The sequence below is a fragment of the Nonomuraea insulae genome, from assembly GCF_042656245.1.
This window is the reverse complement of record NZ_JBHSPA010000013.1, coordinates 98,827-124,696: the sequence shown is the minus strand read 5'-3', so window position 1 is coordinate 124,696 and position 25,870 is coordinate 98,827. Positions and strand designations below refer to the sequence as shown.

Annotated in this window: 24 protein-coding genes; 8 read left to right on the top strand and 16 right to left on the bottom strand. The window is 69.9% G+C overall.

The genetic code is table 11. The features are described from left to right. Positions 1–199 (top strand): hypothetical protein (locus ACFPZ3_RS10080; RefSeq protein WP_379513726.1); only part of this gene is annotated, 199 nt, incomplete at its 5' end. A 39-nt stretch (positions 200–238) separates the two neighbouring features. On the opposite strand, the gene ACFPZ3_RS10075 is transcribed toward ACFPZ3_RS10080, so the two are convergent. From ACFPZ3_RS10075 to ACFPZ3_RS10060, 4 genes are all read right to left on the bottom strand, one after another. After that, positions 239–1,534 (bottom strand): MFS transporter, encoded by a 1,296-nt coding sequence (locus ACFPZ3_RS10075; protein ID WP_379513725.1) that lies wholly within the window; start codon positions 1,532–1,534, stop codon positions 239–241. After that, positions 1,531–2,070 carry an ArsR/SmtB family transcription factor gene (locus ACFPZ3_RS10070; RefSeq protein ID WP_379513724.1) on the bottom strand — a complete coding sequence of 180 codons (540 nt, stop codon included), beginning with the start codon at positions 2,068–2,070 and terminating at the stop codon, positions 1,531–1,533. The genes ACFPZ3_RS10075 and ACFPZ3_RS10070 overlap by 4 nt, the downstream gene beginning before the upstream one ends. Before the next feature lie 156 nt (positions 2,071–2,226). After that, complete coding sequence (locus ACFPZ3_RS10065; RefSeq protein WP_379513723.1) at positions 2,227–2,439, bottom strand: hypothetical protein; 213 nt, start codon at positions 2,437–2,439, stop codon at positions 2,227–2,229. A 274-nt stretch (positions 2,440–2,713) separates the two neighbouring features. After that, positions 2,714–4,111: a ferredoxin reductase family protein gene (locus tag ACFPZ3_RS10060; protein WP_379513722.1), complete on the bottom strand. Its 1,398-nt coding sequence runs from the start codon at positions 4,109–4,111 to the stop codon at positions 2,714–2,716. A gap of 271 nt (positions 4,112–4,382) precedes the next feature. On the opposite strand from ACFPZ3_RS10060, the gene ACFPZ3_RS10055 reads away from it, so the two are divergent. Together ACFPZ3_RS10055 and ACFPZ3_RS10050 are read left to right on the top strand one after the other, a co-directional pair. After that, entirely contained in the window at positions 4,383–5,039 is a 657-nt protein-coding gene (locus ACFPZ3_RS10055) for a response regulator transcription factor (protein ID WP_379513721.1), read from the top strand. Continuing rightward, on the top strand, positions 5,036–6,424 hold the full coding sequence (locus ACFPZ3_RS10050; protein WP_379513720.1) for a HAMP domain-containing sensor histidine kinase: 1,389 nt from the start codon (positions 5,036–5,038) through the stop codon (positions 6,422–6,424). The genes ACFPZ3_RS10055 and ACFPZ3_RS10050 overlap by 4 nt, the downstream gene beginning before the upstream one ends. A 100-nt stretch (positions 6,425–6,524) precedes the next feature. Here the strand turns inward: ACFPZ3_RS10050 and ACFPZ3_RS10045 are convergent, their stop codons facing one another. The 6 genes from ACFPZ3_RS10045 to ACFPZ3_RS10020 form a co-directional block, all read right to left on the bottom strand. Then, entirely contained in the window at positions 6,525–9,656 is a 3,132-nt protein-coding gene (locus ACFPZ3_RS10045) for a S8 family peptidase (protein WP_379513719.1), read from the bottom strand. A 25-nt stretch (positions 9,657–9,681) separates the two neighbouring features. Further along, positions 9,682–10,560 (bottom strand): CU044_5270 family protein, encoded by an 879-nt coding sequence (locus ACFPZ3_RS10040; protein ID WP_379513718.1) that lies wholly within the window; start codon positions 10,558–10,560, stop codon positions 9,682–9,684. Continuing rightward, the gene (locus tag ACFPZ3_RS10035) at positions 10,553–11,092 is read right to left on the bottom strand and encodes an RNA polymerase sigma factor (protein WP_379513717.1); all 540 of its coding nucleotides are present in this window, start codon (positions 11,090–11,092) and stop codon (positions 10,553–10,555) included. The genes ACFPZ3_RS10040 and ACFPZ3_RS10035 overlap by 8 nt, the downstream gene beginning before the upstream one ends. A gap of 313 nt (positions 11,093–11,405) precedes the next feature. After that, positions 11,406–12,719: an alpha-amylase family protein gene (locus ACFPZ3_RS10030; RefSeq protein WP_379513716.1), complete on the bottom strand. Its 1,314-nt coding sequence runs from the start codon at positions 12,717–12,719 to the stop codon at positions 11,406–11,408. Next, entirely contained in the window at positions 12,713–13,267 is a 555-nt protein-coding gene (locus ACFPZ3_RS10025; RefSeq protein WP_379513715.1) for a cytochrome P450 family protein, read from the bottom strand. Before ACFPZ3_RS10025 ends, ACFPZ3_RS10030 begins: the two co-directional genes overlap by 7 nt. After that, positions 13,264–13,749: a MarR family winged helix-turn-helix transcriptional regulator gene (locus ACFPZ3_RS10020; RefSeq protein WP_379513714.1), complete on the bottom strand. Its 486-nt coding sequence runs from the start codon at positions 13,747–13,749 to the stop codon at positions 13,264–13,266. Before ACFPZ3_RS10020 ends, ACFPZ3_RS10025 begins: the two co-directional genes overlap by 4 nt. Before the next feature lie 82 nt (positions 13,750–13,831). Between ACFPZ3_RS10020 and ACFPZ3_RS10015 the strand changes: the two genes are divergently transcribed. Together ACFPZ3_RS10015 and ACFPZ3_RS10010 are read left to right on the top strand one after the other, a co-directional pair. Beyond that, positions 13,832–15,262, top strand: coding sequence for an FUSC family protein (locus ACFPZ3_RS10015; RefSeq protein ID WP_379513713.1), 1,431 nt, complete (start codon positions 13,832–13,834; stop codon positions 15,260–15,262). Between the two features lie 331 nt (positions 15,263–15,593). Further along, entirely contained in the window at positions 15,594–16,133 is a 540-nt protein-coding gene (locus ACFPZ3_RS10010) for a GNAT family N-acetyltransferase (protein WP_379513712.1), read from the top strand. Positions 16,134–16,242: 109 nt separating this feature from the next. On the opposite strand, the gene ACFPZ3_RS10005 is transcribed toward ACFPZ3_RS10010, so the two are convergent. Continuing rightward, positions 16,243–16,740 carry a winged helix-turn-helix transcriptional regulator gene (locus ACFPZ3_RS10005; RefSeq protein WP_379513711.1) on the bottom strand — a complete coding sequence of 166 codons (498 nt, stop codon included), beginning with the start codon at positions 16,738–16,740 and terminating at the stop codon, positions 16,243–16,245. Between the two features lie 59 nt (positions 16,741–16,799). Here ACFPZ3_RS10005 and ACFPZ3_RS10000 point away from each other — a divergent pair, with 59 nt between their 5' ends. Next, positions 16,800–17,411, top strand: a complete 612-nt coding sequence (locus ACFPZ3_RS10000) for a dihydrofolate reductase family protein (RefSeq protein WP_379513710.1) — start codon at positions 16,800–16,802, stop codon at positions 17,409–17,411. Continuing rightward, positions 17,405–18,241: an MBL fold metallo-hydrolase gene (locus tag ACFPZ3_RS09995; RefSeq protein WP_379513709.1), complete on the top strand. Its 837-nt coding sequence runs from the start codon at positions 17,405–17,407 to the stop codon at positions 18,239–18,241. Before ACFPZ3_RS10000 ends, ACFPZ3_RS09995 begins: the two co-directional genes overlap by 7 nt. Before the next feature lie 55 nt (positions 18,242–18,296). On the opposite strand, the gene ACFPZ3_RS09990 is transcribed toward ACFPZ3_RS09995, so the two are convergent. After that, the gene (locus ACFPZ3_RS09990) at positions 18,297–19,538 is read right to left on the bottom strand and encodes an MFS transporter (RefSeq protein WP_379513708.1); all 1,242 of its coding nucleotides are present in this window, start codon (positions 19,536–19,538) and stop codon (positions 18,297–18,299) included. 99 nt (positions 19,539–19,637) lie between these two features. On the opposite strand from ACFPZ3_RS09990, the gene ACFPZ3_RS09985 reads away from it, so the two are divergent. Beyond that, positions 19,638–20,723 carry a DUF5937 family protein gene (locus ACFPZ3_RS09985; RefSeq protein ID WP_379513707.1) on the top strand — a complete coding sequence of 362 codons (1,086 nt, stop codon included), beginning with the start codon at positions 19,638–19,640 and terminating at the stop codon, positions 20,721–20,723. Between the two features lie 44 nt (positions 20,724–20,767). Here the strand turns inward: ACFPZ3_RS09985 and ACFPZ3_RS09980 are convergent, their stop codons facing one another. The 4 genes from ACFPZ3_RS09980 to ACFPZ3_RS09965 form a co-directional block, all read right to left on the bottom strand. Then, positions 20,768–21,790, bottom strand: a complete 1,023-nt coding sequence (locus ACFPZ3_RS09980) for an LLM class flavin-dependent oxidoreductase (protein WP_379513706.1) — start codon at positions 21,788–21,790, stop codon at positions 20,768–20,770. Positions 21,791–21,974: 184 nt separating this feature from the next. Beyond that, positions 21,975–22,859 carry a phosphotransferase enzyme family protein gene (locus ACFPZ3_RS09975; protein ID WP_379513705.1) on the bottom strand — a complete coding sequence of 295 codons (885 nt, stop codon included), beginning with the start codon at positions 22,857–22,859 and terminating at the stop codon, positions 21,975–21,977. A 205-nt stretch (positions 22,860–23,064) separates the two neighbouring features. Continuing rightward, positions 23,065–24,258, bottom strand: a complete 1,194-nt coding sequence (locus tag ACFPZ3_RS09970; RefSeq protein WP_379513704.1) for an FAD-dependent monooxygenase — start codon at positions 24,256–24,258, stop codon at positions 23,065–23,067. Positions 24,259–24,269: 11 nt separating this feature from the next. Further along, positions 24,270–25,832 (bottom strand): MFS transporter, encoded by a 1,563-nt coding sequence (locus ACFPZ3_RS09965; RefSeq protein WP_379513703.1) that lies wholly within the window; start codon positions 25,830–25,832, stop codon positions 24,270–24,272. Positions 25,833–25,870 lie beyond the last annotated feature (38 nt).

The following is a 25,870-nucleotide window of genomic DNA, read 5'->3' as shown; positions in this document are numbered from 1 at the left end:
CGGCGCCGACGGCGGCACGTTGTACGCCGCCGGGCAGCACGTGCCCGTCGAGCGCTACGACCTCGCCCCGGCGGTCGCGGCGGCGGCGGTGTGCCGCCGGACCGGCGGCGGCTTGCCGGAGGCGGATTGGCGGGCCTCCTTCGCGGGGCTCCCGTACCAGCGGACCTGCCCGGCGGCGGAGAGCGTCCCGGACGACTGACCGGGAGGAACGCTGCACACGGCCTGCAAGCGACGACCGTCACCTGGATGTGGTTTGCACAGCGATCTCTTTGGCGGGGTCCGGGTCGGCTTGCGGGCGCGCGCTGCGCAGTGCGGTCTCGACGCGGCGGTTGCTGGTCATGGTCGCGGTGACGGCGGTCATGGTGAGCAGGAGGCCGGCGGCGGCGTAGAGCGGGGTGCGCAGGTCGTAGGTGGTGGCCAGCCAGCCGCCGAGGAAGGCGCCGAAGGGGGCGGCGCACATGGCGAGCATGCGGGAGGTGGAGGCGACGCGGCCCATCAGGTGGGCCGGGACGATGGCCTGCCGGAGGGAGGGCCCGAGCACCATCGTGGCGCCCATGCCCGCCCCGCAGACGGCGAGCGCGAGCCCGGCCACGTACGGGTTCGGGGCGGAGGCGAGGCCCAGGATGGCGAGGCCCTCGATGGTGGCGGTGCAGGTCAGCGCGGTTCCGGTGCCCAGGCGCCGGCCGAGGAAGGAGGCGATGCCCGCGCCGAGCAGGCCGCCGGTGGCCTCGGCGGTGAGGAGCAGGCCGAAGCCGAAGGCGCCGATGCCGAGGCGTTCGTGTGCGAAGAGGGCGAGTACGGTCTCCACGGCGAGGAAGGCCACGTTCCCGACCGCCGGACGGAGCGCGAGCCCGAGCAGCAGCCGGTCCTGGAAGACGTAGGAGGCCCCGGCCCGCGCCTGCCGCAGCAGCGACTCGCGGGCGCTTGCGGCCGGGCGCGGCACGGCGGGCAGCGACCGGACGAGCAGTGCGGACAGCGCGAACGACACCGCGTCGGCGAGCAGCGGAACCGAACGTCCGAGCGCGAGCAGCGCACTGCCCGCGGGTGGCCCGGCGAAGCCGGACGCCGCGGTCTGGGCGCCGCGCAGGCGAGCGTTCGCGCGTTCAAGCTGGGCGGGGTCGCGGCCGAGCAGATCCGGCAGGTACGCCGTGGCGGCCGTGTCGAAGAACAGCCCGCCGAGGGCGAGCAGGAACGCGAGGGCCGCCAGCAGCGGGACGCTCAGCACGTCGAGCGCCGCCGCAGCAGCGGGTATGGCGAGCAGCACCGCACGCGCGGCGTCCGTGACCCACATCGTGCGGCGGCGGTCCCAGCGGTCCACCAGCGCACCGCCGAGCACTCCGAACAGCAGCCAGGGCAGTGTCCCGGCGGCCGTGACGACGGCCAGCGCCATCGGATCCCGGGTCAACGTCAATGCCAGCAGCGGCAGCGCGGCATGCGTCACGCCGTCACCGAGCGAGGACACCGTCTGCGCGGTCCACAGCCGCCCGAACCCGGTGGGCAGCTTCGCCACATCATTTGTCAGATTCGGAGTCACTTGGCGTCCCCCTCGACCTGCCGGCGCGGAGCCGGCCGGAACAGCGCGAAGACCAGCGACACGTCTGGAAGCGATGGATCGGACAGCGTCCGGTACTCATCTGCCAGTGCCTGCAGGCGCGCCCCCAGCTCCGTGAACTGCTCCTCGGTGAGTCGCAGATGTGCCATTCGTACGTGCCGCTCGCCATCCACCGGCGACGCCTCCAGGTCCGCCACCGCATTCCGCAGCAGCACGTCCGGTTGCCCCGGCCCTGGATCCGGCAGCTCGATCGACCGCGCGGCCATCGCGTAGTACCGCTCGGTGACCCCTCTCACTTTCCGCGTCCGCACCACCTTCACCAGGCCGGCCCGCTCCAGTAACCGCACGTGATAGCTGGAACTCCCCTTCGCAAGGCCCACCCGCTGGGCGATCTGCGTGATCGTCGCCGGCTCGAAGCGGAGCACGGCCATGATCCGGTGACGCGTGAGATTGGAGACGGCGCGTAGTTGCTCGTCAGTGGTGACGTGAAACGTCTCGGGGAGATCATCGGTAGGCATGCGGTCAATGGTCAACGATTCTTGACCATTGCGCAAGGGGCTTGGGCTCAGCAATATGGCGCTGATCTAGCAGCTCCTCGCGCTGACCGCTCTACGACAAGCGGTCAGCATCCGATTGCGACGGCTCCTGGCCGCTCTGCCCGGTCCTGGAGGGGGCTATTTGGTCTCGCCAGGCTTGCCGGTGTGGTCGTTGGTCTGCTCGCCGGTGTGAGGGCCGGTTTCGGTGGTGGCCGATGATGTGGGGCGGGCGCCAGACTCCGCCGGTGGCTCGCTCTTGTTTTCGTGGGAGGTGGCCCAGACGGCTTGGAAGGTGATGCCGAAGGCGAGGATCACGGCGGTCACGGCGGTGGCGATGAGGTTTCTGATCACGGTGATCTGTCCTTTGAACGGTACTAATCTTTGGGGGTTTCTCCCGGTTTGCCGCCTCGCTCGCACCCGTTGGACGGGTCATGGCCGGCGCTCGTGGAGGCGGAGGTCTGCGGCGGGCACTCGTTCGCGCTGCCGGCGGTCTCATCCAGAGTGAGTTGGCTGAGGTAGGCGGCGAACGCGATGATCGCGGCTGAGATGCCGTAGGTGATGCGGCGTACGCTTGTGCATCGGCCTTCTCCTGGGGGCGTGCGTAGGGTTGAGCGGATCACGCTGACTACCAGCTGTAGTCTTCGATGTGGATGTCGTGCTTGGAGACGCCGGCTGCTTTGAGGCTGTCGCGGACCAGGTCGTTCCATGGCTGAGGGCCGCAGACGAAGACGTCGCTGTGGGCGATGCCGGGCGCCAGATGCCCGAGCGCGTGCTCGTCGTTCAGATCCGCCGGGACGTCGCCGGGCAGCCAGGAGCCGGGTGCGCGGCGGGGGCCGACGAGCAGGTGCGGGGTGATGCCTCTGCGCTGCGCCAGTTCTTCGAGCTCGTCCAGGTGGATGGCGTCGCCGATGCTGCTGATCCGGTAGATGAGGGTGACTTCGCCAGGCTCGTACGGGGCATCTTGGAGGATTCCGGTGAACGGTGTGATGCCGACTCCGGCCGCGATCACCACCATGTGCGGGTGGCGTCGGACGTCTTCGGTGAGAGTGCCGTATGGGCCTTCGATCATGACCCGGGTGCCGGGCCCGAGCTTGGTGGCGCGGTCGCTGCCGTCGCCGATGGCCTGCACGGTGATGCGGAGCCTGTCCGGGCGAGGCGCCGCGGAGATGGTGTAAGGGTGGCCGCGGGTCCAGCCCGAGCCGCCCAGGAAGCGCCAGATGAAGAACTGGCCGGACTTGGTGCGCAGCCGATCCAGGTCCCGGCCTTCCATCACGATCGAGCTGACGCCGGGCGTCTCGGCCTTGACCTCGATGACGCGCAGCCGATGCCGCAGCGATCGCCGTAGCGGGTGGTAGACGCGATAGACGAGCGTGGTGATGAAGGCCGCCAGCAGCATGATCCACCAGAACGCCTGCGTCCACAGGTCGTGAAAGTGGGTCCCGTCGAAGATCTGGTGCGGGAAGGCCAGCGCCATGCCGAGGTAGGAGTACAGGTGGATGAGGTGCCAGGACTCATATCGCAGGCGCTCGCGGGCCACCCGGATCGATGTCACCACCACCACGATGATCATGAAGGTGCCCAGGCTGGTCAGCAGCATCCAGGAGTCGCCGATGAACACCTGGTAGAGCGCGGCGAGCGGTCCTCCGCCACGCCCCTCACCGGCGCGGGTGATCGCGAACAGCACCACGTGCGCCATCATCAGCCAGAACGACCAGTAGCCCAGCAGCCGGTGGCGGTGCGCGAGCAGGTCGTGGCCCCAGGACTGCTCGACCCATGGGATGCGGGCCAGATAGATCACTTGCAGCGCCATCAGGGTCTGCGACAGCAGCCCCGTCAGCAGCGCCTGCGATTCGATGGCGTACTGCGGGTAGACGAAGGTCTGCAGAAACCCTCCGGTCCGCGCCCAGATCCAGACGGTGAGCACCACACTGGCGATCGCCAGGACGCCGAGCAGGTCGGCCTTCCACAGGGAACGGGGCCGTCGTTTGGCGTGGGTCGCCCGCGGCGCGGTTGTCGTACTCATGGCTTCACCCTGACCGGCGATCTTGTGACGAGATTAAGAGTCCGGCACGTGGGTGCCGGGCCGGCTCGGAGCGGATCCCTCCGCCGGCGCCCTCAGGCATGGTCGCCGCGCGGGCGCGGATGAGGTGAGCAGTCCCCAGGTGCTCTTAACCTGCTTTGTGAATTGCCTGGCACTGTGAAGGCAGGCGGCGCGCCGGCAGAGGTCGCCGCTGACGTGTGGTGGACGGCGTGAGGTGGTGGTCAGGGTTTCTCAGCGGACACCGTGCGCGCTCGTGGTCGATGATGACCGGGGTGTGCGCCAGGCGTTGCGGCTCGGATTGAGTGTCGAAGGCTTCGAGGTGCGCGAAGCCGCTGACGGGGGCACGGCGTTGAGTTCCCTTGAGGAGGTGCTGCCCTCCATCGTGGTGCTCGACGTCACGATGCCCGGGATCAGCGGAGTGGAGGTCGTGCGCCGCATCCGGGCGCAGGGCCGGACCATGCCGATCTGCATGCTGTCAGCGCGCGACGAGGTCGATGACCGGGTGGCCGGGCTGGCCGCCGGAGCCGACGACTACGTGGTCAAGCCGTTCTCGCTGGCTGAACTTGCCGCCCGATTGCACGCTTTGGTGCGGCTGCACCAAAGCCAGGCCCGGCGTCCGCTGGTGTTCGGCGATCTGACGATCGAGCCCGTCCGCAGGTTGGCAGCGCGCGGCGGACGCGACCTGGAACTGACGACCCGTGAGTTCGATCTGCTCCTCACCCTGGCCCGGTATCCGGGCCAGGTGCTCAGCCGCACGCAGTTGCTGGAACACGTGTGGGGCTACACCTGGGACGTCGACACCAACGTGGTGGACGTGTTCATCGGCTACCTGCGCAAGAAGCTGGAAGCCGGAGGCGAGGCGAGGATCTTGCAGACAGTCCGCGGCGTCGGATTTGTGTTCCGCCCATGAGACGGCTGCCGCGCAGTCTGCGTTCCCAGCTCACCGCGAGCGTGGCGCTGCTGGTCATGGTCGGCGTCGCGCTGTCCGGCCTGGCCATGCTGCTGCGCACCGATCACCGCGACCGCGCGGACCTCGACCGGCAGCTCAGCTCGCGGGTGCTCAAGGTCGGCCAGGACGCCGGCAAACTGCTGTCCGGGCCCGCGCACGAGGAACGCTCCGACGACTACGGCGGACTGCTGGCCGGCAGCCAATCCCTGGTACGGCTGACCTCACAGGGACGCGTCGTCGCCCAGCGCGGCGAACGACCCGCTGTGCCGCTGCCGATCGCCACCAGTAACGGGTTCACCACGATCGAGGTGGGCGGCCAGACCTGGCGCTCGCTCGTGCAAGCCCTGGATGCCGAGGGCGACTACCAGGTTCAGGTCCTGCAGGACCTCCAGCCCATCGAGGACCGGCTCAGCGACAACGCCCGGCTGCTCGTGGGCATCACTTTGCTGGCGACGCTCCTGGCCGGAGCCGGGGTCTGGTTCGTCATCCGGCTGATCCTGCACCCCCTGCAGCGGCTGCGCCACGCGGCGCTGAGCGTGGACGCCGAAGCCCCAGCCGGCCAGTTGCCGGTGCTCACCCGGCCACGCGAGGTCGCCGACCTGTCCGACGCCCTGAACCGCATGCTGCACCAGCTACTGACCAGCATGCAGGCCACCCGCCGGTTCACCGCGGACGCAGGCCATGAACTCCGCACACCACTGACCAGCCTCGGGATGAACCTGGAGATCCTGCGCCGCGCCCCCGACCTGCCGCAGCAGAGCCGCGATCAGGTACTGGAGGCCATGATCGCCGAGCATCAGCGCATCACCACACTGCTGCAGGGCCTGCAGACACTGGCCCGCGGCGACGCACGAGCCCTGCCCGCTCCCGACGACATCGACCTGGCTGACCTACTCGACCAGGCCGTCCGGCAGGCGCGACGCCGCCACCCCACCATGACGTACCGGCTGTCGCTGCCGCCCCAGGAGCCGCCCGCCGTACAGGGATGGCCCGCCGGCGTGCGCCTGGCGATCGACAATCTGCTGGACAACGCGGCCCTGCACGGCCGCCCTGGCGGACAGGTGCGGGTCACCATGACGCTCGCCGCTTCCGAGGCACACCTCACGGTCGCCGACGACGGACCGGGCATCCCCGTCGAACTGCGAGAGCGGATGAAGGAACGCTTCACCCGGGGCTCCGCCACTCGCAGCGACGGCTCTGGGCTCGGCCTGGCCCTGGTCCAGCAGCAAGCACAGCTACACGGCGGCACCCTCGATCTCGGCTCCTCCGTCATGGGCGGACTCTGCGCATCCCTGGGTCTGCCGATCGCCCGGCCCCCACTTCGCGTGCGTTCGACGAGACATTAGATGGACGTTTGTGTCATGTTTCACGACGCCCGAAGGAGCCGAGCTTGGGTGGCGAAGTCGTCGACATGTCGGCTTGAGCGCGGATCTGAGTTCGACGGGTTCAGGCGACGGCGTACGCGCGGATGATCGTCTGAGTCACCCCGTTGCCGGCGGTGTCAGTGACCACCGCGCGCAGGGAGACGAACCCGGCCACACGGGGGTTCGGCACCGCGGCGGTCCAGCCCGACCCGGTACGGGTGACCGGGACGGACCGCCAGCTCCGGCCGTCGTCGGCGGACATCTCCAGCCGGATCGCTTTCGCCTCCGCTTTCGCGGCGCCGGGGTTGCGCTCGACCCACAAGGGCAGGCGGGTCACGCTGCCCGGCTTGGCGCGGTTGGAGTCGTCCAGGCCGTGCGGGTTGTAGCGGACGGCCATCAGGGGCAGCGGCTGCTCCTTGGCGGTGGTCGCGGACGAGAATGTCCAGGCCGTGTTCACCTCCGTGGAGAGCGTGGCCGGTCGGCGCATCGACGCCGTCAACGTGTAGGAACCGGACCCGGCAGGCAGGTCGGCCCGCAGCTCGCACCCTCCCGGCTCGTAGACCGCGCAGTTCGCCAGGGCGGCGGTGGCCAGTGTCTGTCCGTCCCTGACGAGGGTGGCGGTGCCGGTGGCGGCGGTGTCGAAACCCGATCTGCCGGGCTGCCCGTCGGCGAACAGTCCCACTGCCGAGAAGGCCAGCTTGTCACCGGTACGGACGCCGCCCGGCAGGAGGAACGACGGCCCGATGACCGCGGTGTTCCAGACTTCGCTGGTTTCGCCGCGCTTGGCGAGCCGGCCGACGTCGAAGGTCAGCGAAGTGCCGACCGCGAGCCCGCTCTCGTAGGTCATCCCGGGCGTGCGGTAGTGGACGAGCGTGCCGGGCAGAGGAATGTCCCCGACCAGCGGCAGCAACGAGGCGGCAGGGGCGCTGCCGTCCCCCAGCGAGCTCATCGGCGTGCCTGTCGCCGCCGCTCCCGGGGCTCGGAAGGTCATGGTGGTCTTCGCCAGATCCTGCTGCCTGGCGTGGTAGGTGGGATCGTCGGGAATGCCGCCGGCGCGGCGGTCGACGATGCTGTAGACGTACGGGCTGGGGGAGACGTCCTCGCTGCGCCAGATGGTCTTCAGCGTGTAGGCCAGATCCGGCAGGCGGATGGGAACGACGAAGAGCTCGCTGTTGGCGTCTCCGGCGCCGCTCCCTGTTGAGCCGATCCACGCCCCATGGGTCAGGTTGAACTCGAAGCCTCGCTGGAGCACGGCGCTCGGGTCGTCGAGAGCTATCTTGACCTGCTTGCCCTGACGCGTGTCCGCCGTCACTCGCCGGCCCCCGCCGTCCACCTCGAACGGGGAGATGGCGACCGTCTCGATCCGCTTTCCGTCGACCTTCTCCGCGATCCTGGTGAAGAGGTTCCAGCCGCCCTTGGGCAGCCGTACCGTGGCAGAGCCGTCAACGAACAACAGATCGTGCCTCTTCCCGGTCTTCGCGTCGTAGATCTCGCTCACCCAGGGATCGACCGGCTGGCCCTGCCTGCCGACGGCCGTGACTGTGACGTCGTAGGACTCCTGCTCGACGTAGGCGCCGGCGACTGTGCGGACCACCGTGTCCCCGGAGGCGGCGGTGATCGTTCCCGGGTAGTCGCCCGGCGCCTTGCCGGTGGCGTCGACGGTGAGGGTGACGGACGCTTCACCCTTGGCCGGGACCGTGACCTTGCCGGTGGGCAGCTTCAGCACCTCGCCCTGCGCCGACAGGTCCAGGGTGATCGGGGCGTCGCCCGCGTTGGCGTAGGTGATCGTCTTACTCGTCGTCCGTTCGCCGGAGCCGTTCCAGAGGAAGGCCGCCCACAGGCTGGCCTGCTTGGCCACGACCTGCTGCTTCAGCACCCTCGTCAGGTCGGCCAGCCCGGCGCCCTGCTGGTAGAGCGTGGCGCCCTCGGCGGGGGCGGCGCTGCCGATCAGCGCGGCCTTGAGTTGCGCGCCCGTCCAGTCGGGATGGCGCTGGGCCAGGATCGCCGCCGCCCCGGCCACGTGCGGGGCGGCCATCGAGGTGCCGCTCTTCGACACGTAGCCGCCCCCGACGGCTGCCGCCGTGATCTCCACTCCGGGCGCGGTCAGCTCGGGCTTGATCGCGTGATCGCCGACGCGCGGACCCGCGCTGGATTCCGGCGACATCCGGCCCTGCTTGTCGACCGAGCCCACGGCCAGCGCTGCGTCCGCGCTGGCGGGGGTGTACACCGACTGCTCCCGGCCCTCGTTTCCGGCCCCCGCCACGAAAAGAGTGCCGTACCGCTCAGAAAGCGTGTTGACCGCCTGCTCCAGCAGGTCCAGCTCGGGAGTGTCCGGCCCGCCGAAGCTCATGTTGACGATCTTGGCCTTGACGTCGGAGGCCGCCCACTCCATACCGGCGAGAATGGCGGATTCGGAGAGCCCGGCGGCACCGCCGACCTTCCCGATGGCCAACCTCGCCTCCGGCGCCACTCCGCGGTACTTCTCGCCCCGGCCCGCCACGATCGAAGCCACATGGGTGCCGTGTCCGTTCGAGTCGCGGATGTCGGGATCGTCGGTGAAGTTGTGCTCCTGTGCCACCGCGGCCTTCAGATCCGGGTGGTCGGGGTCGTAGCCGCTGTCGAGCACCGCGACCGTGACGTCCTTGCCGGTCAGACCCTGCTGCCACGCCTGCGGGGCGCCGATCTGCTTGACGCTCTCATCCAGCAGGAACGACCTGCGACCGTCCAGCCACAGCTTGGCGGCTTCCGATGTCAGGGCGCGGGCGCCGGTGAGCTCCCGCCAGGTCTGGGCGGCGTTCGCCTTGGTCACGCGCGCCGTGCTCATCCCGAGGCTGGACAGCCGCCGGATCTGCCGGGCGCCCGGCGATGCGGCGATCCCTTGCGAGATCACCGGGATGTCGGACCGGTCGGAGTCGCCGTACCCCCAGGCCAGTAACTGAGTGACGTCGAACAGCCGCCGGTCCAGCGCCCCCTTCGCGATCAGTGGCATCGCGTCCGATGGGATCACGTACAGATGGCCGTCGCGCACCTGCCGCGCGAAGTCGACCTGCCTGCCTGGCCCGGGGTCCACCCAGTGGCCCTTGCCGGTGACCACGACCCGGTCGCCCGTGATCAACGTCACCGCGTTCGCCTGCTGAGAGAGAGCCTGGGGCGCCGGTGTGAGGCCGGCCGTTCCCGCCAGGAGAACGGCGAGAACCGACTTGCCGAAGATCATGCTTTACCTTTCGTCCGCGGATGGATCACTGGGGGGACTGGTCCGTCCAGCCTGTGGTCAGCTTGATGAATCCCCTGTTCGCGCCCGCCACCCCTCCGTCCGCGGTGGGGAGCAGGTTGGAACGGATCACCCGGGAGGTCCTGGGGTCGACGACCAGCTTGATCTCCCACTCGCCGTCGGGGATCATCAGCTCCTCCCCGCCCTCGACCGGGCCCAGTCGCTGCACGCCCGGCAGCGTGGCGAGCGCCTTGAACGCCGCGGAGCGGACCTCCGCGGGCGCGGGCAACTCCGCGATCAGCGAAATCAGCGGGAGCAAGGCGATGTCCAGCTCGCCGGTGGCGCCCTGTTGCGCCCCGACGACCCGCTGCTTCAGCTCCTCGGGATCGGTCGGCAACGCCTCGAGGTCCTCGAAACCGACCTTGGTGCTCCCGGGACCGAGCCAGAAGTCGGCCGAGGGCTCTTTGACCACGCCGTCGCGGTTGCCCGGCACATACCTGCTCCACCGCCGGCCGTCGCGCGTGGTCCAGGTCTCGCCCCTGGGCCTGCCGTCCTCGCTCTCCCGCCTGACGTGCCAGTAGGTCCCGGAACCCAGAGGTGTACGCTCCGCGCTGGCGGCGGCCACGAGCAGGATGTTCTTGGCTGAGGTCAGCGGCAGGACCTCACCGGCGGAGGACGGTGGCTTGACGGGCGCGGCGGCCTGACCGGTGGCGATCACGACGGCGGTGGCCGCCGCGACCGCGGCGGCAAGGCCCGCGACCCGCATGGTCAGCGGCCGCCGGGAGCGCCGAGGAGCCGACGTACGGGCCATCACGGTCAGCAGCCGCCCCCGCGCGCCGGTCAAGGCGTCCGGGGCGGTTTCCGCCACCTCAGAGCGCAGACGCTTGATCAGCTCAAGGTCATTCATGCTCTTCCTCTCTCATCTCGACGGGATTGGCGCCGCCCATAGCGCGCGCGACCTTGCCTCGGGCGCGGGACAGGCGCGAGCGGACCGTGCCGATGGGCACCCGCAGCGCCTGGGCCGTCTCCTCGTACGTCAGATCGCCCCAGGCGATCAGCAGCAGCACGTCACGCTCACCGCGCCCGAGTTTCGCCAGCGCGGCGGCCAGGCGTTGCCGGGTGGCCGATGCGGAGACCCGGGCTGCCACCTGCTCGTCGAACGCCGCGACCACCGGGTCCTCGCCTGTGCGGGCCATGGCCCGGTAACCGCGCATTTCGGCACGCCGGTGCAGGCCGATGACGTTCGTGGTGATGCCGTACAGCCAGGGCAACGCCTCCTTGAAGCCGAACTCGTACCGGTGGCGCGTCTCGAAAGCCCTGGTGAACGCCTCGGCCACCACGTCCTCGGCATGGTCGGGCCCAATACGCCGCACGGCGTAGCGGTGCAACACGGCGGCATGACGATCGAAGAGCGTCGCGAAGCACTCCGGTGTGCGCAACGATGCTTCGATGATGGAGGAGTCGTCCCGGCAATCCACCAGCGTTGCTTGTCCGCCTGTCGATGGCTGATGGCCACTCGGAGGTGGAGGGTCCGTCAAGACGAGCTCCCGTTCTGAGGTTGTTGTCACGACCGTCTTTATCCGTTGGGCGCCTCAGAGTTCCCAGGTGATGTTCCGAACGGGTGGAGGCAGTCCTGATGGCGTACCGAAACGGCCATCGCCGCCAACGTCCGCCTGATCTCGAGAGCGGCAGTGGCACCTACGAGTCCACGTTCACCACGGTTCTACAGCGGGTGGACGAAGACCGGCGACATCACCGAACCCCCGCGTGTGTGACCTGGTGGAGTACGGCCCAGCCGTGCTCGGGGACCAGGCACGGCTCCGCTGTCCTTGCTGAGGCGTCGGCCACCGCGAGGCCGGTGTCGTCGAGCGGGAAACGGTGAGGGTGGTCGCTGAGGTTGAGCAGGGTCACGAGCCGGTGGCCCGCGCCGTCGGTCATCTCCAGCGCCGCCGCCGTGTTGCTCAGGTGGCGTACGGCGGTGCGAGCGCGGACCAGCCACGGGTGACGGCGGCGCAGGCCGGCCAGGCGCTGGTGCAGCCGGTAGGTGTGCCAGCCGTACGGTGCCAGGTCGTCCCGGTGGTCGGGGAAGCTCGGGCGTATCGCCTCGTCACCGCCTGCGCGCTCCTCCTTCACGCCGTGGAAGGCCTGCTCATCGCCGTAGTAGATGACGGGCAGGCCACCCACGGTGAACAGCACGGCCAGCGCGTGGCCCAGATGGCGCTCGTCGTCGAGCCGGCTGGCCAGCCTGGTCACGTCGTGGTTGCCGACGAAGGTGAGCGGGAGGAAGGACTCCAGGAAGCCGTTGTGCCGGTCGAGCGCCCAGGCCAGCTCGAACAGATTACGCTCATTGAGCGAGCTCCAGATGGCCTTCCACAGCTCGTACTGCGTGATGGAGTCGAGGCCGCTCGCCGTCGCGTAGCCCGCGTAGTCGCCGTGGATCACCTCGCCCGCGAAACACGCGGACGGGTGCAGCGGGCGCACCCGGTCGAGCGCCTGACGCCAGAAGGCGGGCGGCACGGCGTAGGCGGCGTCGAGCCGCCAGCCCGAGGCGCCGCGATCGAGCCAGTGGTCCATGACCCGGACAACGTGGTCGAGCACGTCGGGAGCGTCGTGGTTGAGCCGCACCAGCGAGTGGTGACCCTCGAAGGTCTCGTGGCCGTCGGCCGTGGGGCGGAACCAGTGCGCGGAACCGGGATCGCCGAACCTCGGGAAACTCCTGCCGACATGGTTGAACACCCCGTCGAGCACGACGCGGAGCCCGCGTTCGTGAGCGGCAAGGATCAACTCGTCGAAATCACGGTCGTCGCCGAGCCGGGGATCGATGGTGAAGTAGTCGGTCGTGTCGTAACCGTGCGTTTCCGACGTGAAGATCGGGCCGAGCTGAAGGCCGGAAACGCCCAGGTCAACGGCGTAGTCGAGCCACTTCGCCAGCCGTCGCAGACGGTGGCGGCGCGGCGTGCCGGAAGGCAGGGCCGCAGCCTCGGCGCCGGTGAAGCCCAACGGGTAGACGTGCCACCAGATCGAATGGTCCAGCCAGGAGGGCCCCGCCCCTGCCGCGATCACCATGTGACCGGGAGGGTGTCCACGCCGTACAGGGGCATCTCATCGCGGAAGCGGAGCCGTCCGGCGTCGGTCGCGAGCCTCAGACCGGGGAAGCGCCGGAGCAGCGCCGGGTAGGCGTCTTCGACGGCGACGCGGCGGCGGCCGGTGTGGGTGAGGGTCAGCAGGCTGAGCGTGCCGAGGGCGATCATGTTCGCGGTGGTCTCGTGGCCCGCCACCAGGAGCAGCACGGCCATGGCCGCCACCTGCCGCGTGGTCAGCTCGCCCGTGCGCACGCGCTGCTCGATCAGCCGCCCGATCAGGAACGACACGCTGCCCGCGCGCCGCTTGCCGGCCGGGCCGCGGGCGGGATAGCCAGGGCGGGCGGGGTCGGCGCTGAAGCGCGGGTCGGCCAGGACGGCGCGCACGTCGTCGTATCGGGTGACGAGCCACGGCGTGGTCCCGTCCCAGAGCCGCACCCGCGTGATCGGCTGTTCGGCGCGCAGCCGGCCGAGTTGTTCGGGCGGATCCAGCGGGCACGTACGCGGCATCGGGAACGCGCTCACGTCGGTCATCGGACGGCTCCACCGGTCGGCGCGTACGGGTGCGGGCTGCCGCTTCCGGGGTCGGCCAGCTCCGTCAGCAGGGCGGCCGCCAGGCCGATCACCTGGACCTCGGTCTCGTTCAGCCCATCCATCGCGGTGGAGAGCCAACGATCGCGGGCGGCCATGTCGCGGGTCAGCAGCTCGCGGCCCGCGGGCGTGAGGTCCAGCACTGACGCGCGCCGGTCGAGCGGGCTCGGCGTACGGGCGATCAGGCCCTCGTCCTCCAGTTCGGCGAACACGCGGGTCAGCGACTGCGGCTGCTGGTGCTCGGCGACGGCGATCTGCGTCGGGGTGCTGGAGCCGTGGCGGTACAGGTGCCCGAGCACGCTCACCTTGTTGCTGCTGAGCGCGTCGGGCGGGCGCTCGGTGCGCAACCGGCGGGCCAGGCTCGTGATCGCCCGGCGGGTCTCCGCCGCCACCTGACGTCGCGTCTCGGCTTGATCAGCTCTCATATTGATACGTTATCACGTACTTCTTTGGAGTTTTATCCGGATATATACGGGCAAATTGCTACGCAATGCTTACTATTGGCAGATGACTTCTCGGATGAAGGACGCCGCGGTCACCACGGCGGCCACGATCGCCAGCGTCGGTGTCGCGGCGGCCGTCATTCATGTCGCGCGCCTGCCCGCCGCTCTCCTTGTCGTGGCCGCCGCGCTGGGTCTGTCGCTGGGCCGGACGCGCCGGGACACGGACTGGCCGGACCGCGTCATCGCCCTCACCGTGCTGCCGGTCGTCGCGGCCGCGGCCGTCGTGACACACGCGCTGCTGGCTGGGCCCTACGCCGTGCTCGGCGCGGCGTTGTTCGTCCTCGCCATGAGCGTCACCGTCTGGGTGAGGCGTTGGGGCGGGCGCGCCACCGCCGCCGGGGCCCAGGCGTCCATGCCGCTACTCGTCGTGGTGCTCATGGCGCCGGTCGGTCTGCCGGACATCGGATGGACAGCGCTGATCGCCATGGTGACGTGCGGCGTGGTGCTGGGGATCCACCTGCTGACCGGGCCCCCGCCGGGACGGCGCGCGGACCCCCCGCCCCGGGGGCGGCTGCCGGCGAGCACCAAGATGGCGATCCAGCTCGGCGCAGCACTGGCGCTCGCCTTCCTCTGCGGCCGGCTCGTCCTGGGCGAGCACTGGCAGTGGGTGGTGCTGACGACCTTCCTTGTGTGCAGCGGCAACAGAGGGCGGGCGGACGTCGTGCACAAGGGAGTTTCACGGGTCGCGGGCGCGGTGGCGGGCACGGGCGGCGCGACGTTGCTGCTACCGCTGCTCGCGGGCAGTTCGGCGGCCCACGTCGCCGCCGTCGCCGCCGTCTTGGTGGCCGGCGTGTGGTTGCGGTCGTTCAGCTACGCGTACTGGGCCGCGAGCATCACCGCGGCGCTGGCCTTCGCCTACGCCTACTTCGGGCAGAGCGTCCCATCGCTGCTGGGAGGGCGCCTGGTGAGCATCCTGATCGGCGGTGCGATCGCAGTCGCGGTCTCGTGGTACGTGCTGCCGGTGCGCAGTACGGCCGTGGCCCAGCTGCGGGTGGCCGAGTCCGTACGTGTGCTGGCTCCCTTCCTGCAGAGCCTGCAGGAGCAGGTCGCCGGCCGCACCGGCGAATCGATGCCCGAGCACCGCGAGCGCTTCGAGCAGGCCGTCGGCCGAGTGGAGGAAATCGCCGCGCCCTTCGAAGCCCGACGGCGACTGCTGGGCAGATGGTGGGCCGACGGCCGGCGACACGCCGACGTCTTCGACACCCTCCGGGACAGCGCCAGGTCTCTGCGCGAGATCGCCGAACACGTCGAAGCCTCACCGAGCGGACGTCCGGAGCCCGACGTGGCGGCACTGATCGGCCAGGCCAGAAAGGAACTCGGCGCCCTGCGCGCGGGCGGCCGGCCCCGACCGGCGCCCGGCGGCGCCGAACTGTACGCGGCGTTGCGCCGGACGAGCGAGCGCCTGGCCGAAACGGCCGCGCGTACTACGTCATGACCCCCGGTTTGGCCAGCGCAGTTGTCCGTAAAAATCTACAACGTAAAGGCACTCGGTATGGATATTTTCCACCACACCCCAAAAGGCATGGGCTTCGCCCACACGCTCCGAACCAAGTAGCTACCCAGATCACCCGCGCCCCGGCCCAGGCGGTTTCGTGGCCTGGGCCGGGCGAATGCCTTGCGCTTGAGAGCTGGGCCGCCCAGCGCCATCGCCCACGAACCGCCCGGTCGGTGGCCAGCGCATCGGCCCGCCAGGAACCGTCCGGCGCCAAGACCTCCATCTCGGCGTGGGCACCGGCGTTGTGGGGGCGCGCGATAGGTTGCCCGTCATGACTGAACTAGGGTCCGTCACCTGGCCGCCTGTCCCGATCAAGACCGAGCGGCTGGTGCTCCGCGAGCCCGAGGCCCGGGATCGTGCAGCGTTCATCGAGTTGCTGGCGTCGCCAGAGGTGCACACCTACCTCGGCGGCCCCCGCCCGCGTGACGAGCTTGAGCGCGAGATGCCCGGGGTGCCCGAGGGGTGGCCCGGGAGTTTCGTCGTTGATCTCGACGGGGCGATGATCGGCCAGATCCTGCTCAGGAGAGCAACGGGGCACCGTCGCCCGGCTGCCGCGGGGAAGGTCGATCTCGGCTACCTGTTCCTGCCGCGGGCGTGGGGATTCGGGTACGCCACCGAGGCATGCGCGGCGGCACTCGACTGGTTCGACGGCGTCCTTCCCGGCGAGCCGGTGGTGCTCACCACCCAGAGCGCCAACGTCGGCTCGATGCGCCTCGCGGCAAAGCTGGGGTTCGCCGAGGTGGAGCGGTTCGAGGCCTGGGATGCCGAGCAGTGGCTCGGCCTGCGGTCCCCGGTCACGCCGTCCGCTTGATCCCGCGCTCGAAAGGTGCGCCGGCCGTCAGTCCCATGGCGGTGACGTCTTGTGCGCGGTGACGGCAAGCTACCGGAGCCCGAGAAGGTCAGTGCGGGGCCCGCCACCGTTAATCGACGTGTTCTTGCTCGGCGGCCGCGGCGTAGGCGGCGTCGAGGCGCTCGAACGGGCCTGGACCTTCGTGCGGCTTCGGCGGGGCGCCGAGGTGGCGGACGCGAAGCTCGTCCATGAGCTCCTCGATGAACGCCGGACCCTCATCGCGCATGAGCTGCTGCCGGCTCCGGAGCTCGTCGCTGCCCGGGCGCCAGTCGAGGCCCCAGTTGCCGAGGGCGTAGATGATCGGAAGTATCTGGATACCAGCTTCAGTGAGGCTGTAGCGCGCGCGCTGCCCCCGCGCGGCGGTGCCGCGGGTGAGGATCCCTGCCTCGACGAACCGCACGAGGCGGTCGGCGAGGATGTTCGAAGCGATGCCCTCGATCGACCCGGTGAGCAGCGCCCGAAAGTAGCGGCGGTCGCCGAAGATGACGTCGCGGAGCACGAGCAACGACCAGCGATCTCCGAGCACCTCGACGGCGGCGTTGATCGGACACCCGGACCGTGGTTCCACGATTCCTCCTTGACAGGTACTTCGCCCTACTTATAGTGGTTGCATAGTACAATCACTCTTTGGAAGAGGCGATGATGGGCCGCTTCGTTTATTCGATGCAGGTGTCCCTCGACCTGCGGATCGAGCAAGTTCCTGGAGACAACGGCGCTGGCGAGTGGCTGCGTATCCACGAGGAACTGCACCGCGAGTGCAACGCGCGGACGCAGGCGCTCGCGCTCATGGTCCAGGGCCGGGTCATCCACGAGGTCATGGAGGAGTACTGGCCACGGGCGCGCGAGGACGCGTCGCTGCCGGACTACATGCGTGAGTACGCCGAGATCTGGACCGCCAAGCCCAAGGTGCTCGTCTCCCGCACCCGCCTCAGCGCCGATCACAACACCCGGATCATCGGCGGAGACGACGCGATCGAGCAGCTCGCCGCCCTGCGGGCCGGAACCGACGGCAGCATCAGTGTGGGCGGCGCGGCGCTCGCGACGCAGCTGCTCCGGGCGGGGCTCCTCGACGAGTTGATGCTCTGGACCCATCCCGCGATCCTCGGCTTCGGCAGGCCGCTGTTCGACGACTACGACGTGCCGATCGAGCTCGACCTGCTCGAGCAGCGATCGTTTGAGCAGGGGGTCACGATGCATCGTTACGCCATCCGGGATGCAAAGGAGGCGGGCTCGTGCTGAGGCAGGTCGCGGAGGGTGTGCTGGTCCACGAGAGCGAGTTCTGCCAGAGCAACGCCGTTGTCGTGCACGGCCAGGCCGGCGTGTTGCTCATCGACCCCGGGGTGCAGGGCCACGAAATGGCCTGCCTCGCGAACGATCTGTCCGATTCGGGCCAGACCGTTGTGGCAGGCTTCTCGACGCATCCGGATTGGGATCACCTACTCTGGCACGCCCAGCTCGGCGCGGCCCCTCGTTACGGCACGGCCCGCTGCGCGGCCACCGTACGGGATCAGCTGTCCGAGCCGGACGCGAAGGACCGCATCGCCGCCCACCTGCTCGAGACGGAAATCGCCGGGCAGGTCCCGCTGGACCTGCTCGGCCTCATCACCGCCCTGCCCGCCGAGACGACGCAGATTCCATGGGACGGCCCTGAAGTCCGGATCATCGAGCATCAAGCGCATGCACCGGGCCATGCGGCGCTGTTCATCGAAGAACGCGGGGTTCTCGTCGCCGGTGACATGCTCTCTGATGTCTTGATTCCGATGCTCGACTTGGACGGCACCGCCGACCCGATCGAGGACTACCTCGCAGCGCTGCGGCTGCTGGAGGGCGTGGCGGGCGACGTCGATGTCGTCGTCCCCGGCCATGGGTCAGTCGGCGGAGCTGATCAGGTACACGCCCGGATCGAGCGGGATCGGGCGTACGTGCTCGCGTTGCGTGAGGGCCATGTTCCCAGTGACCCGCGGGTCGGCCCATCGGCCAAGCCCGGCTGGGAGTGGGTAAGCGATGTGCACGACGGGCAGGCCCAGCGCCTCGCCCGAAGAAGCGAGCGCGACGGGACGCCCGGCTAGCGATGCGCCATAACTACGGCCACCGGCCTAGCCGTTCCCGAGGCGATCGCCGAGCTCACGAGCCTGCTCGCGCCCGGCGGCGAAAACCGCTGAGCCGCGTACCTTGATCCTTCTCGGTGGCGACGGCGGAGGCGGAGAGGAGCGTCGCAGTGGCGAGGCTGCCCCAGAGGGCGGCCGAGCCGTGGGAGGCGAGGCCGGTGATGACCGCAGGGGAGACGGCGAGGCCGAAGCCCGTGGAGAGCTGGAAGCGGGCGAGGGCGCGTCCCAGGAGATGGACCGGGGCGAGGGCGGCGACGAGCGCGGTGGCGCTGCCGGCATAGATGATCTCGCCGATGGTGCAGACCACGGACACCGCGGCGACCGCCGGGGCACCCCAGCCGTGTCCCAGTGAGGTGGCCGCGAGGAAGCCGAGGTAGGACGCGGCGAGTACCACGCCGGCGAGAGCCAGCACGGTCCGCCGGGAGAAGCGGGACATCAGGACGGTGACCGGGATCTGCAGGGTGACCACCAGCACCGTGTTGGTCACGAAGATGGCTGCCGACCACACCGGGGACGCTTGCAACTGCGTCACCAGGATCAGAGGGAGTGCGATTTCGGGGAGGTTGAGGCAGAAGGCGTAGACCACGTTGGCGGCCAGTAGCGCGCCCATCCGGGGTGCGGGCTCGCCGGCGCTGTCCTTGGCCGGGGGAGCGGCCGGATGCGCGCGCAGGTGGACCGACCATGCCAAGGCCGCCGCGGCGAGATAGGCGAGTCCGGTGACGGCTGCCAGCGCGTGCAATGCGGTGGTGCCGCCCGCCAGGCATGCGGTGGCGAGGAGGGCGCCCGCGCCCAGGCCGGCGTTGCGCAGGGCGCGGCCTCCCGCGAGAGCGGCGTCGCGTTCCCGGCCGTGGGCGACCGTGGACACGAGAGCCGCATGGGCGGCCGGCCATGCCTGGTTGCCGATGCCGAGGAAGAGTGCCGCCGTCGCGAACAGCCAGACGTGCCCCGCCGGGGTGGCCAGCAGCAGCGCCACGCCCAGCACCCGCACCAGCATCGACGCCGCCACGACCGTGCTGCGTGCGCCCCGGTCCAGCCATCGGCCGACCGCGGGCATGCACACCAGACCCACGACGACGCCGACCGTCATGGCGATGCCGGTGACCGGCGCGGACAGCCTCAGCACCGTCACCCCGTAGAGCAGCAGAAAGGGCCGCAGCATGCCGGTGCCGAGCGCGTCCACGGCCAGGGCGACGGCATAGCGGGGGCCTCCGGAGGCACGGACGAGGGCGCGCGGCTGGATCTTGGTGGTGGTTGCCATGGCGTCAACGATGCGTTCGGCCGCCGGGCCGACTGTGTCAGTTGACGGACACCGTCAATCGACGCGGTCGCCGGCCATCCGACCAGCGATGATGAGGGGATGACGTTGAGGATCGACATCGGCGGCATGCCGTCCGGGCGACTGCGGTTCGCTGCCTCCCCGCTGGCCGAGCTGACCGCGATGCTGCACGTGCTGGCCGAACCCGCGCATCATCCGCAGCTCGCCGGCTGGGCCGGGGACGTCTGGGCCGGGCTGCGGCCAGAGCTGGCCGAGCGGTTGCGGGAGGCGGAGTTCCTCTGGCGTTCCTCACGAGCCGACTTTCTGGTCCCCGCTCATCCTCGGCCGGCCCTCGCCGAGGAGCTGGACGATGTGGACCGGATCGACGATGAAACCTATGTGACCGCCGCGCTCGTCACCACGTGCGGCAGCAACCGGGTCCACTTCGCCGCGCCGTCGCCGCTCGCCGACGCGACGGCGCGCGAGCGGGCCCTGGACCTGGCCCAGGCCCGTGGCGCGCTTCAGGAGGCCTTCGCGGAACGGCTGCTCGCGGACCCGGCCGTCGTACGGGCGCGGGTGCGTCACACCCTCGAACAGTGCGCCGAGGCCTTCTTCGACGCCGCCTGGACGGGCGTCGCCGTGCAACTCGCCACCGACCTGCGCCTGAAGAACGACCTGCTGAAGCGCCAGGGCCTCGGGGCGGCACTCGCGTCGGTCTCCGGCGCCGTCACCCTGGCGCCGGACGGCAACCGCATCATCGTGGACAAGCTGCAGGACAATGCGACCGCCGCCCACGATACCGGGGTCACCTTCCTCCCCAGCGTCTTCGGCCGCCCGCACCTGGTGGTGGTCCACGCGCCCGGGTGGCAGCCGGTGGTGCAGTACCCCGTGGCCGAGGCGAGTCCATCGGAGCCGGTATCGCTGGAAACGGTGACGCTACGGCTGGAGGCATTGGCGCATCCGGTACGGCTGCGGCTGCTGCGCACCCTCGCCCGCGGCCCGCACACCACCGGTGAGCTGGCCCACGCGTGGGAACTTTCACCCCCGGAGGTTTCCCGCCACCTCGCTGTCCTGCGCCGCGCGGGCTTGCTCACGGCCCGGCGGCACGGTCGTTACGTCCGTTACTCCCTCAATCTCCCTGATCTGACGGCGCTTGGGGCTGACCTGCTGACGGCCGTACTGCGCTGAGTAGTCCGGCTTGTCGGGGTCCAAGTGAGGGCGCGGCTGAGCCGTCATCGCCAGCCGAGTGCGGGGGCGACGTGGGTCAGAACCGATGAGAGCAGATGGGCGTTGTAGTCCACGCCGAGCTGGCTGGGCACGGTCAGCAAGAGAGTGTCGGCTGCGGCGATCGCCTCGTCGGTGGCCAGCTCCTTGATGAGCACGTCGGGCTCGGCGGCGTATGTACGCCCGAAGATGGCCCTGGTGGTGGCGTCGATGAAGCCGATCTGGTCGGAATCGGCGCGCTCGTGACCGAAGTACGCGCGGTCCGTCTCGTTGATGATCGGCATGATCGAACGGCTCACCGACACGCGTGGCTCGCCCTCGTGACCGGCCTCCTGCCACGCCTCCCGGTAGGCAGCGATCTGTTCGGCCTGCTGCACGTGGAACGGCTTGCCGTTCTCGTCATCCTTGAGCGTGGAGCTCATCAGGTGCATGCCCAGCCCGGCGGCCCACTTCGCGGTGGCGTTCGAGCTGGAACCCCACCAGATTCGCTGCCGCAGCCCTTCCGAATGCGGTTCGAGGCGCAGCAGCCCGGGCGGGTTGGGGAACATCGGACGCGGGTTCGGCTGGGCGAACCCCTCGCCCTCCAATACCTTGAGGAAGACCTCCGCGTGACTGCGCGCCATGTCCGCTTCGGTCTTGCCTTCGGCCGGCTCGTAGCCGAAGTAGCGCCAGCCATCGATCACCTGCTCGGGTGATCCGCGGCTGATGCCGAGCTGGAGCCGCCCGCCCGCGATGAGGTCGGCCGCGCCGGCGTCCTCGGCCATGTAGAGGGGGTTCTCGTACCGCATGTCGATCACGCCCGTGCCGATCTCGATCCGGCTTGTCCGCGCGCCGACTGCTGCCAGCAGCGGGAACGGGCTGGCGAGTTGCTGGGCGAAGTGGTGGACGCGGAAGTAGGCACCGTCGGCACCCAGCTCTTCGGCGGCCACTGCCAGCTCGATTGACTGGAGCAGAGTGTCGGACGCGCTACGCGCCTTCGAATGCGGCGACGACGACCAATGCCCGAAGCTCAGGAAACCGATCTTCTTCATACGCGTCTCAACCTTCCTCGTGTCAAGGACATTCCGCGAGCGGGGGAGCCGCCGTGAGGACCGCCCAGGTGCCCTTGCCGGAACAACTGGCGCTTGCGTTCGTTCCCGTGGGAGATGGCGAGGGTGTCGCCTATTGCGTGGACGGGCGCCTGGCCTTGCACTACGGGGGAGCAGTGATCCGCGGTCAGGGGCGCAGCCGGTGGAACAGCTCTACGCGGGCACGATGGTATTCGAGGTTCTCCTCGTCGTGCGTCACCCCCGAGCGGACGGCCTTGTGGAAGTAGGCATACTCCCTGCGTAGCTTGTGCCTGACGAGCTGAGCAAGCGACTCCTCGTCCAGGCGGGCTGCTGTACCGCCGGCCTCGTGGTAGGCGGTTATGAACTCCTTGCTCGGTCCTGCCAGGTCGTCGCCCCATTCGAGGGCGGCGGCGGCCAGTTCCAGCTCGGGGGCGCCGACGAAGGTCTCGTCCCAATCGAGGATCGCCACTATCTGGCCGTTCCTGGCCAGGGTGTTGCCGGTGTAGTAGTCGCCGTGGAGGGGGTGACGAAGGGGGTGCTTGGTGTGGAAGGCGGCCAGCCAGCGGTCCAGGTTGGGGTCGTCCAGGTCGGCGGCGTCCTGGGGTGGATCGCCGTCCAGACCGGACTCCTGGAAGGCGGGCACCGGGCGTGGGCCGGGGCAGAAGTTGGCCAGGGACCTGTGCAGCCTGGCCAGCAAACGGGCGCCGGCTTCGCGTTGGGCCGGGATGTCGGAGTCCGGCCAGGCGCCCTCGACGTACGGCCAGCAAGAGATCGGGTGGCCGCCTACGACGATGACGGTCGTCCCTTCGGCAGTCGGCAGCGGGGCGACAGCCTCGGGGAGGCTGGCGGCGGCGTGCCGGGCGATCGCGTGGCACCATTCTGACTCGGCGGCGGCGCGCCATGCCGGGCCGACGCGGATGACATGCCCGTCGAGGCGGTAGGCGGCGGATTCCTCTCCGCCGTGCAACCTCTCGCTCTCTCCCGTGACGCCCCAGGTCAGGGCCGCGGCTTCGCGGATCTCACGGGTAAGGGGCGTCTTGGCGTAGATCATCCCGTCAGCCTACGTGCTTCCGTTTGAGGGCGGATGCGCCAAGGTTGGGGCAACTTACCCGCGCTGGGAGACCTGAGGCCACGATCAACACGCTGTGGAGTGCTTTTCGCGGGGCCGCCAGGCGGGGTCACCCAGGAAGGACGTTGCGGCCGACCCCGAAAATCTGATGGATCTTTGTTCTTCGCGAGTACGAGCCCAGTGGGTCTCAGCGTGTCGGGTAGGCGGGCAGGACGAAGTCGTAGGCGGCGGGGACGAGGAAGCGGCGCATGACCCGGCCGGCCAGGGGTGTGGAAGCGGTGCGCAGGACGGTGTGCAGTGCCTTGATGCCTAGTTGGGTGCGGGGCATCGCGAGGCGCGGGGTGCCGGGTGGCAGGTCCTGTGCCTGGGTGACGTAGGGGCGCATCGCGTTTTCGTAGGCGGTGAAGGCGTGGTGGTGGTCGTCGTGCGTGGCCAGTTCCCCTGCCAGGATGTAGGCGCCGACCAGGGCGAGGTTGGTGCCCATGCCGCTGAGGGGGGAGGCGCAGTAGGCGGCGTCGCCGACGGCCGCCACCCGTCCACGCCACCACTGGGGCATGTGCACCTGGGCCACGCCCTCCAGGTAGAAGTCGCCGCAGTCGCGCATCTCCCGCAGCATCCTGGGTACAGGACCGCCCTCGCCCGCGAAGGTGTGGCGGATGAGCTCTTTCTGCTCCTCCTGGTGCAGGCGGTCGTAGCCGTAGGGCGGCGACAGAAACGACATCAGCGCCCTGGTGGTGCCCAGATTGTCGGGCCGCAGCATCGCTGTCTTGCCGCCGGGGAAGTTGTACCAGCGCGCCCAGCTGCCGTCGGAGGGGTGGCGGGGGATGGTGAAGTAGGCGGTGTAGAGCCCTCGCGACCGGATCCGCGTGGAGTCGCCGAAGATCAGGTCACGCGTCCGCGAGCGGATCCCGTCGGCCGCGACCAGCAGGTCCGCCTCGCGTTCCGCGCCGGATGTGAAGGTCAGCCGGAGCCGCTCGCCGTCCTCGGTCACGCCGCTGATCTCATCGCCGAAGACGTATTCGGCGTGGTCGCGGGTGCGCTCGTACAGCAGGGCGGACAGCTCGCCGCGCAGGATCTCCAGCTCGGTGACGAACCCCTTGCCGCTGAAGACGGACGAGGGGAAGACGGCCTTGGTGCGCTCGGCGGTGTCGAGGAACCGGAGGCCTTCCTCGCCGGTCGAGCCCGCGCGGATCGCGTCCTCGATGCCCATCAGCCGGGCCACGGTCTCGCCGGCGCCGCGGATGTCCACGGTCTGGCCACCGGGCCGTAGCTGCGGGGCTCGTTCGACGACGACCGGGCGCATGCCGCGGCGGTGCAGCCAGAAGGCCAGGGCGGGGCCGGCGATGCTCGCTCCTGAGATGACGACGGTACGGCTGGACATTGTGCTCTCCTTCACTGGTGCACCAGGCGGACGGCGGGAATCGTGGCGGTGGCGAGCAGGGCCAGAAGCAGGAAGCCCGCGCCGAGGTAACCGCCGAGCGCCAGCCCGTCGGTCATCGCCTGGCGCGCGGACTCTGCCACGGCGGCCGTGCTGGGGTCGGCGGCCAGCGGCGCGATCGCCGCGCCCGCGCTGTCGGTGACGGCATGCGCCAGGTGCGCGGCTTGTGCGGTGGGCATGCCCGCTTCTGTCAGCTTGTTCTGCAGGTTTGCGCCGAACGCGGTGAAGAAGACCGTGAAGAGTACGGCGATGCCGAGTGCCGACCCAAGCTGCCTGAACGCGCTCTGCACGCCGGAGCCCTGTCCGGAGCTCGTCTCCGGCACGTCGGCCAGCACGACGTTGGTGACCTGGGCCGTGGCGAACCCGACGCCCACGCCGTACAGGCAAAGGGCTCCGGCGATGGTCCACCACGGGCTGTCGGTCGCGGCGATCAGCCCGAGCACGACCAGCCCCGCCGCCTCCAGTGCCAGCCCGGCGCGGACCAGCCCGAGTGCGGAGATCTTGGTGGCCAGCCCGAAGCTGGCGCCGCTGGCCGCGAAGCTGCCCACGGCCACGGCCAGCAGGGACAGGCCCGCCTGGACCGCGCTGTAGCCGAGGGTGAACTGCAGCCACAGCGGCAGCACGCCGATGATGCCGTACTCGCCGAGCCCGATGATCGTGGTGGCGATGTTGCCGTTGCGGAAGGAGGAGATCGAGAAGAGCCGGACGTCCATCAGCGCCCTGCCGGGATCGAGGGCTTTCTGCCTGCGTACGAAACCGGTGAGGGCCAGCGCGGAGAGGATCAGCGCCGCCAGGACGGGGGAGGGGCCGCCGTCCCAGGTGAAGCCGAGCACGTCGAACGGCTCGATGCTGATCAGCCAGCCGTATGTACGGCCTTCGACCAGCGCGAACGCGAGCAGTCCGAGACCAATGGTCGACAGGGCGGCGCCGGCGGCGTCGACGCGGGCGGGCTTCTTGGGTGAGCGGTCCAGGAACACCATGCCGCCGATCAGGATCAGCAGCGACAGCGGGATGTTGATGCCGAAGGCCCAGCGCCAGGAGGTGTGCTCCGACAGCCAGCCGCCCAGTGCGGGGCCGAACGCGGCGGCGGCGCCGATGGTGGAGCCCCACACGGCGAACGCCTGGCCGCGGGCCTTGCCGGTGAAGGTGGCGTTGAGCAGTGCCAGCGAGGTGGGCAGGATCATCGCGGCGCCCACGCCTTGCAGGAACCTGGCCATGATGAGCAGGCCGCCGCCCGGCGCGAGCCCGGCCAGCAGGCTGGTCGCGCCGAAGACGGCGACGCCGGTCAGGAAGACCCGCCGGGCGCCGAGGATGTCGGAGTAGCGGCCGGTCAGCAGGAGGAGCGCGGCGAAGATGATCGCGTAGGACTCCTGGATCCACTGCGCCTGGGTGGCGTTGACGCCCAGGTCCTCGATGATCGGCGGAACGATCACGTTGACGATCGTGGTGTCCACGACGATCAGCGCGACGCCCAGCGCAATGGCTATGAGGCCTAGCCATTTGCGGGTGTTGGACATGGGAGTTCTCCGTAGAAGGGCATGGGTGAAGACCGGTC

What these genes read in the sequence shown, in the direction of transcription:
- ACFPZ3_RS10070 (WP_379513724.1), bottom strand. Translation starts at nt 2,070, where the DNA reads ATGCCTACCGATGATCTCCCCGAGACGTTTCACGTCACCACTGACGAG.
- ACFPZ3_RS10060 (WP_379513722.1), bottom strand. Translation starts at nt 4,111, where the DNA reads ATGAGTACGACAACCGCGCCGCGGGCGACCCACGCCAAACGACGGCCC.
- ACFPZ3_RS10050 (WP_379513720.1), top strand. Translation starts at nt 5,036, where the DNA reads ATGAGACGGCTGCCGCGCAGTCTGCGTTCCCAGCTCACCGCGAGCGTG.
- ACFPZ3_RS10045 (WP_379513719.1), bottom strand. Translation starts at nt 9,656, where the DNA reads ATGATCTTCGGCAAGTCGGTTCTCGCCGTTCTCCTGGCGGGAACGGCC.
- ACFPZ3_RS10040 (WP_379513718.1), bottom strand. Translation starts at nt 10,560, where the DNA reads ATGAATGACCTTGAGCTGATCAAGCGTCTGCGCTCTGAGGTGGCGGAA.
- ACFPZ3_RS10030 (WP_379513716.1), bottom strand. Translation starts at nt 12,719, where the DNA reads ATGGTGATCGCGGCAGGGGCGGGGCCCTCCTGGCTGGACCATTCGATC.
- ACFPZ3_RS10025 (WP_379513715.1), bottom strand. Translation starts at nt 13,267, where the DNA reads ATGACCGACGTGAGCGCGTTCCCGATGCCGCGTACGTGCCCGCTGGAT.
- ACFPZ3_RS10020 (WP_379513714.1), bottom strand. Translation starts at nt 13,749, where the DNA reads ATGAGAGCTGATCAAGCCGAGACGCGACGTCAGGTGGCGGCGGAGACC.
- ACFPZ3_RS10015 (WP_379513713.1), top strand. Translation starts at nt 13,832, where the DNA reads ATGACTTCTCGGATGAAGGACGCCGCGGTCACCACGGCGGCCACGATC.
- ACFPZ3_RS10010 (WP_379513712.1), top strand. Translation starts at nt 15,594, where the DNA reads ATGACTGAACTAGGGTCCGTCACCTGGCCGCCTGTCCCGATCAAGACC.
- ACFPZ3_RS09990 (WP_379513708.1), bottom strand. Translation starts at nt 19,538, where the DNA reads ATGGCAACCACCACCAAGATCCAGCCGCGCGCCCTCGTCCGTGCCTCC.
- ACFPZ3_RS09985 (WP_379513707.1), top strand. Translation starts at nt 19,638, where the DNA reads ATGACGTTGAGGATCGACATCGGCGGCATGCCGTCCGGGCGACTGCGG.
- ACFPZ3_RS09980 (WP_379513706.1), bottom strand. Translation starts at nt 21,790, where the DNA reads ATGAAGAAGATCGGTTTCCTGAGCTTCGGGCATTGGTCGTCGTCGCCG.
- ACFPZ3_RS09975 (WP_379513705.1), bottom strand. Translation starts at nt 22,859, where the DNA reads ATGATCTACGCCAAGACGCCCCTTACCCGTGAGATCCGCGAAGCCGCG.
- ACFPZ3_RS09970 (WP_379513704.1), bottom strand. Translation starts at nt 24,258, where the DNA reads ATGTCCAGCCGTACCGTCGTCATCTCAGGAGCGAGCATCGCCGGCCCC.
- ACFPZ3_RS09965 (WP_379513703.1), bottom strand. Translation starts at nt 25,832, where the DNA reads ATGTCCAACACCCGCAAATGGCTAGGCCTCATAGCCATTGCGCTGGGC.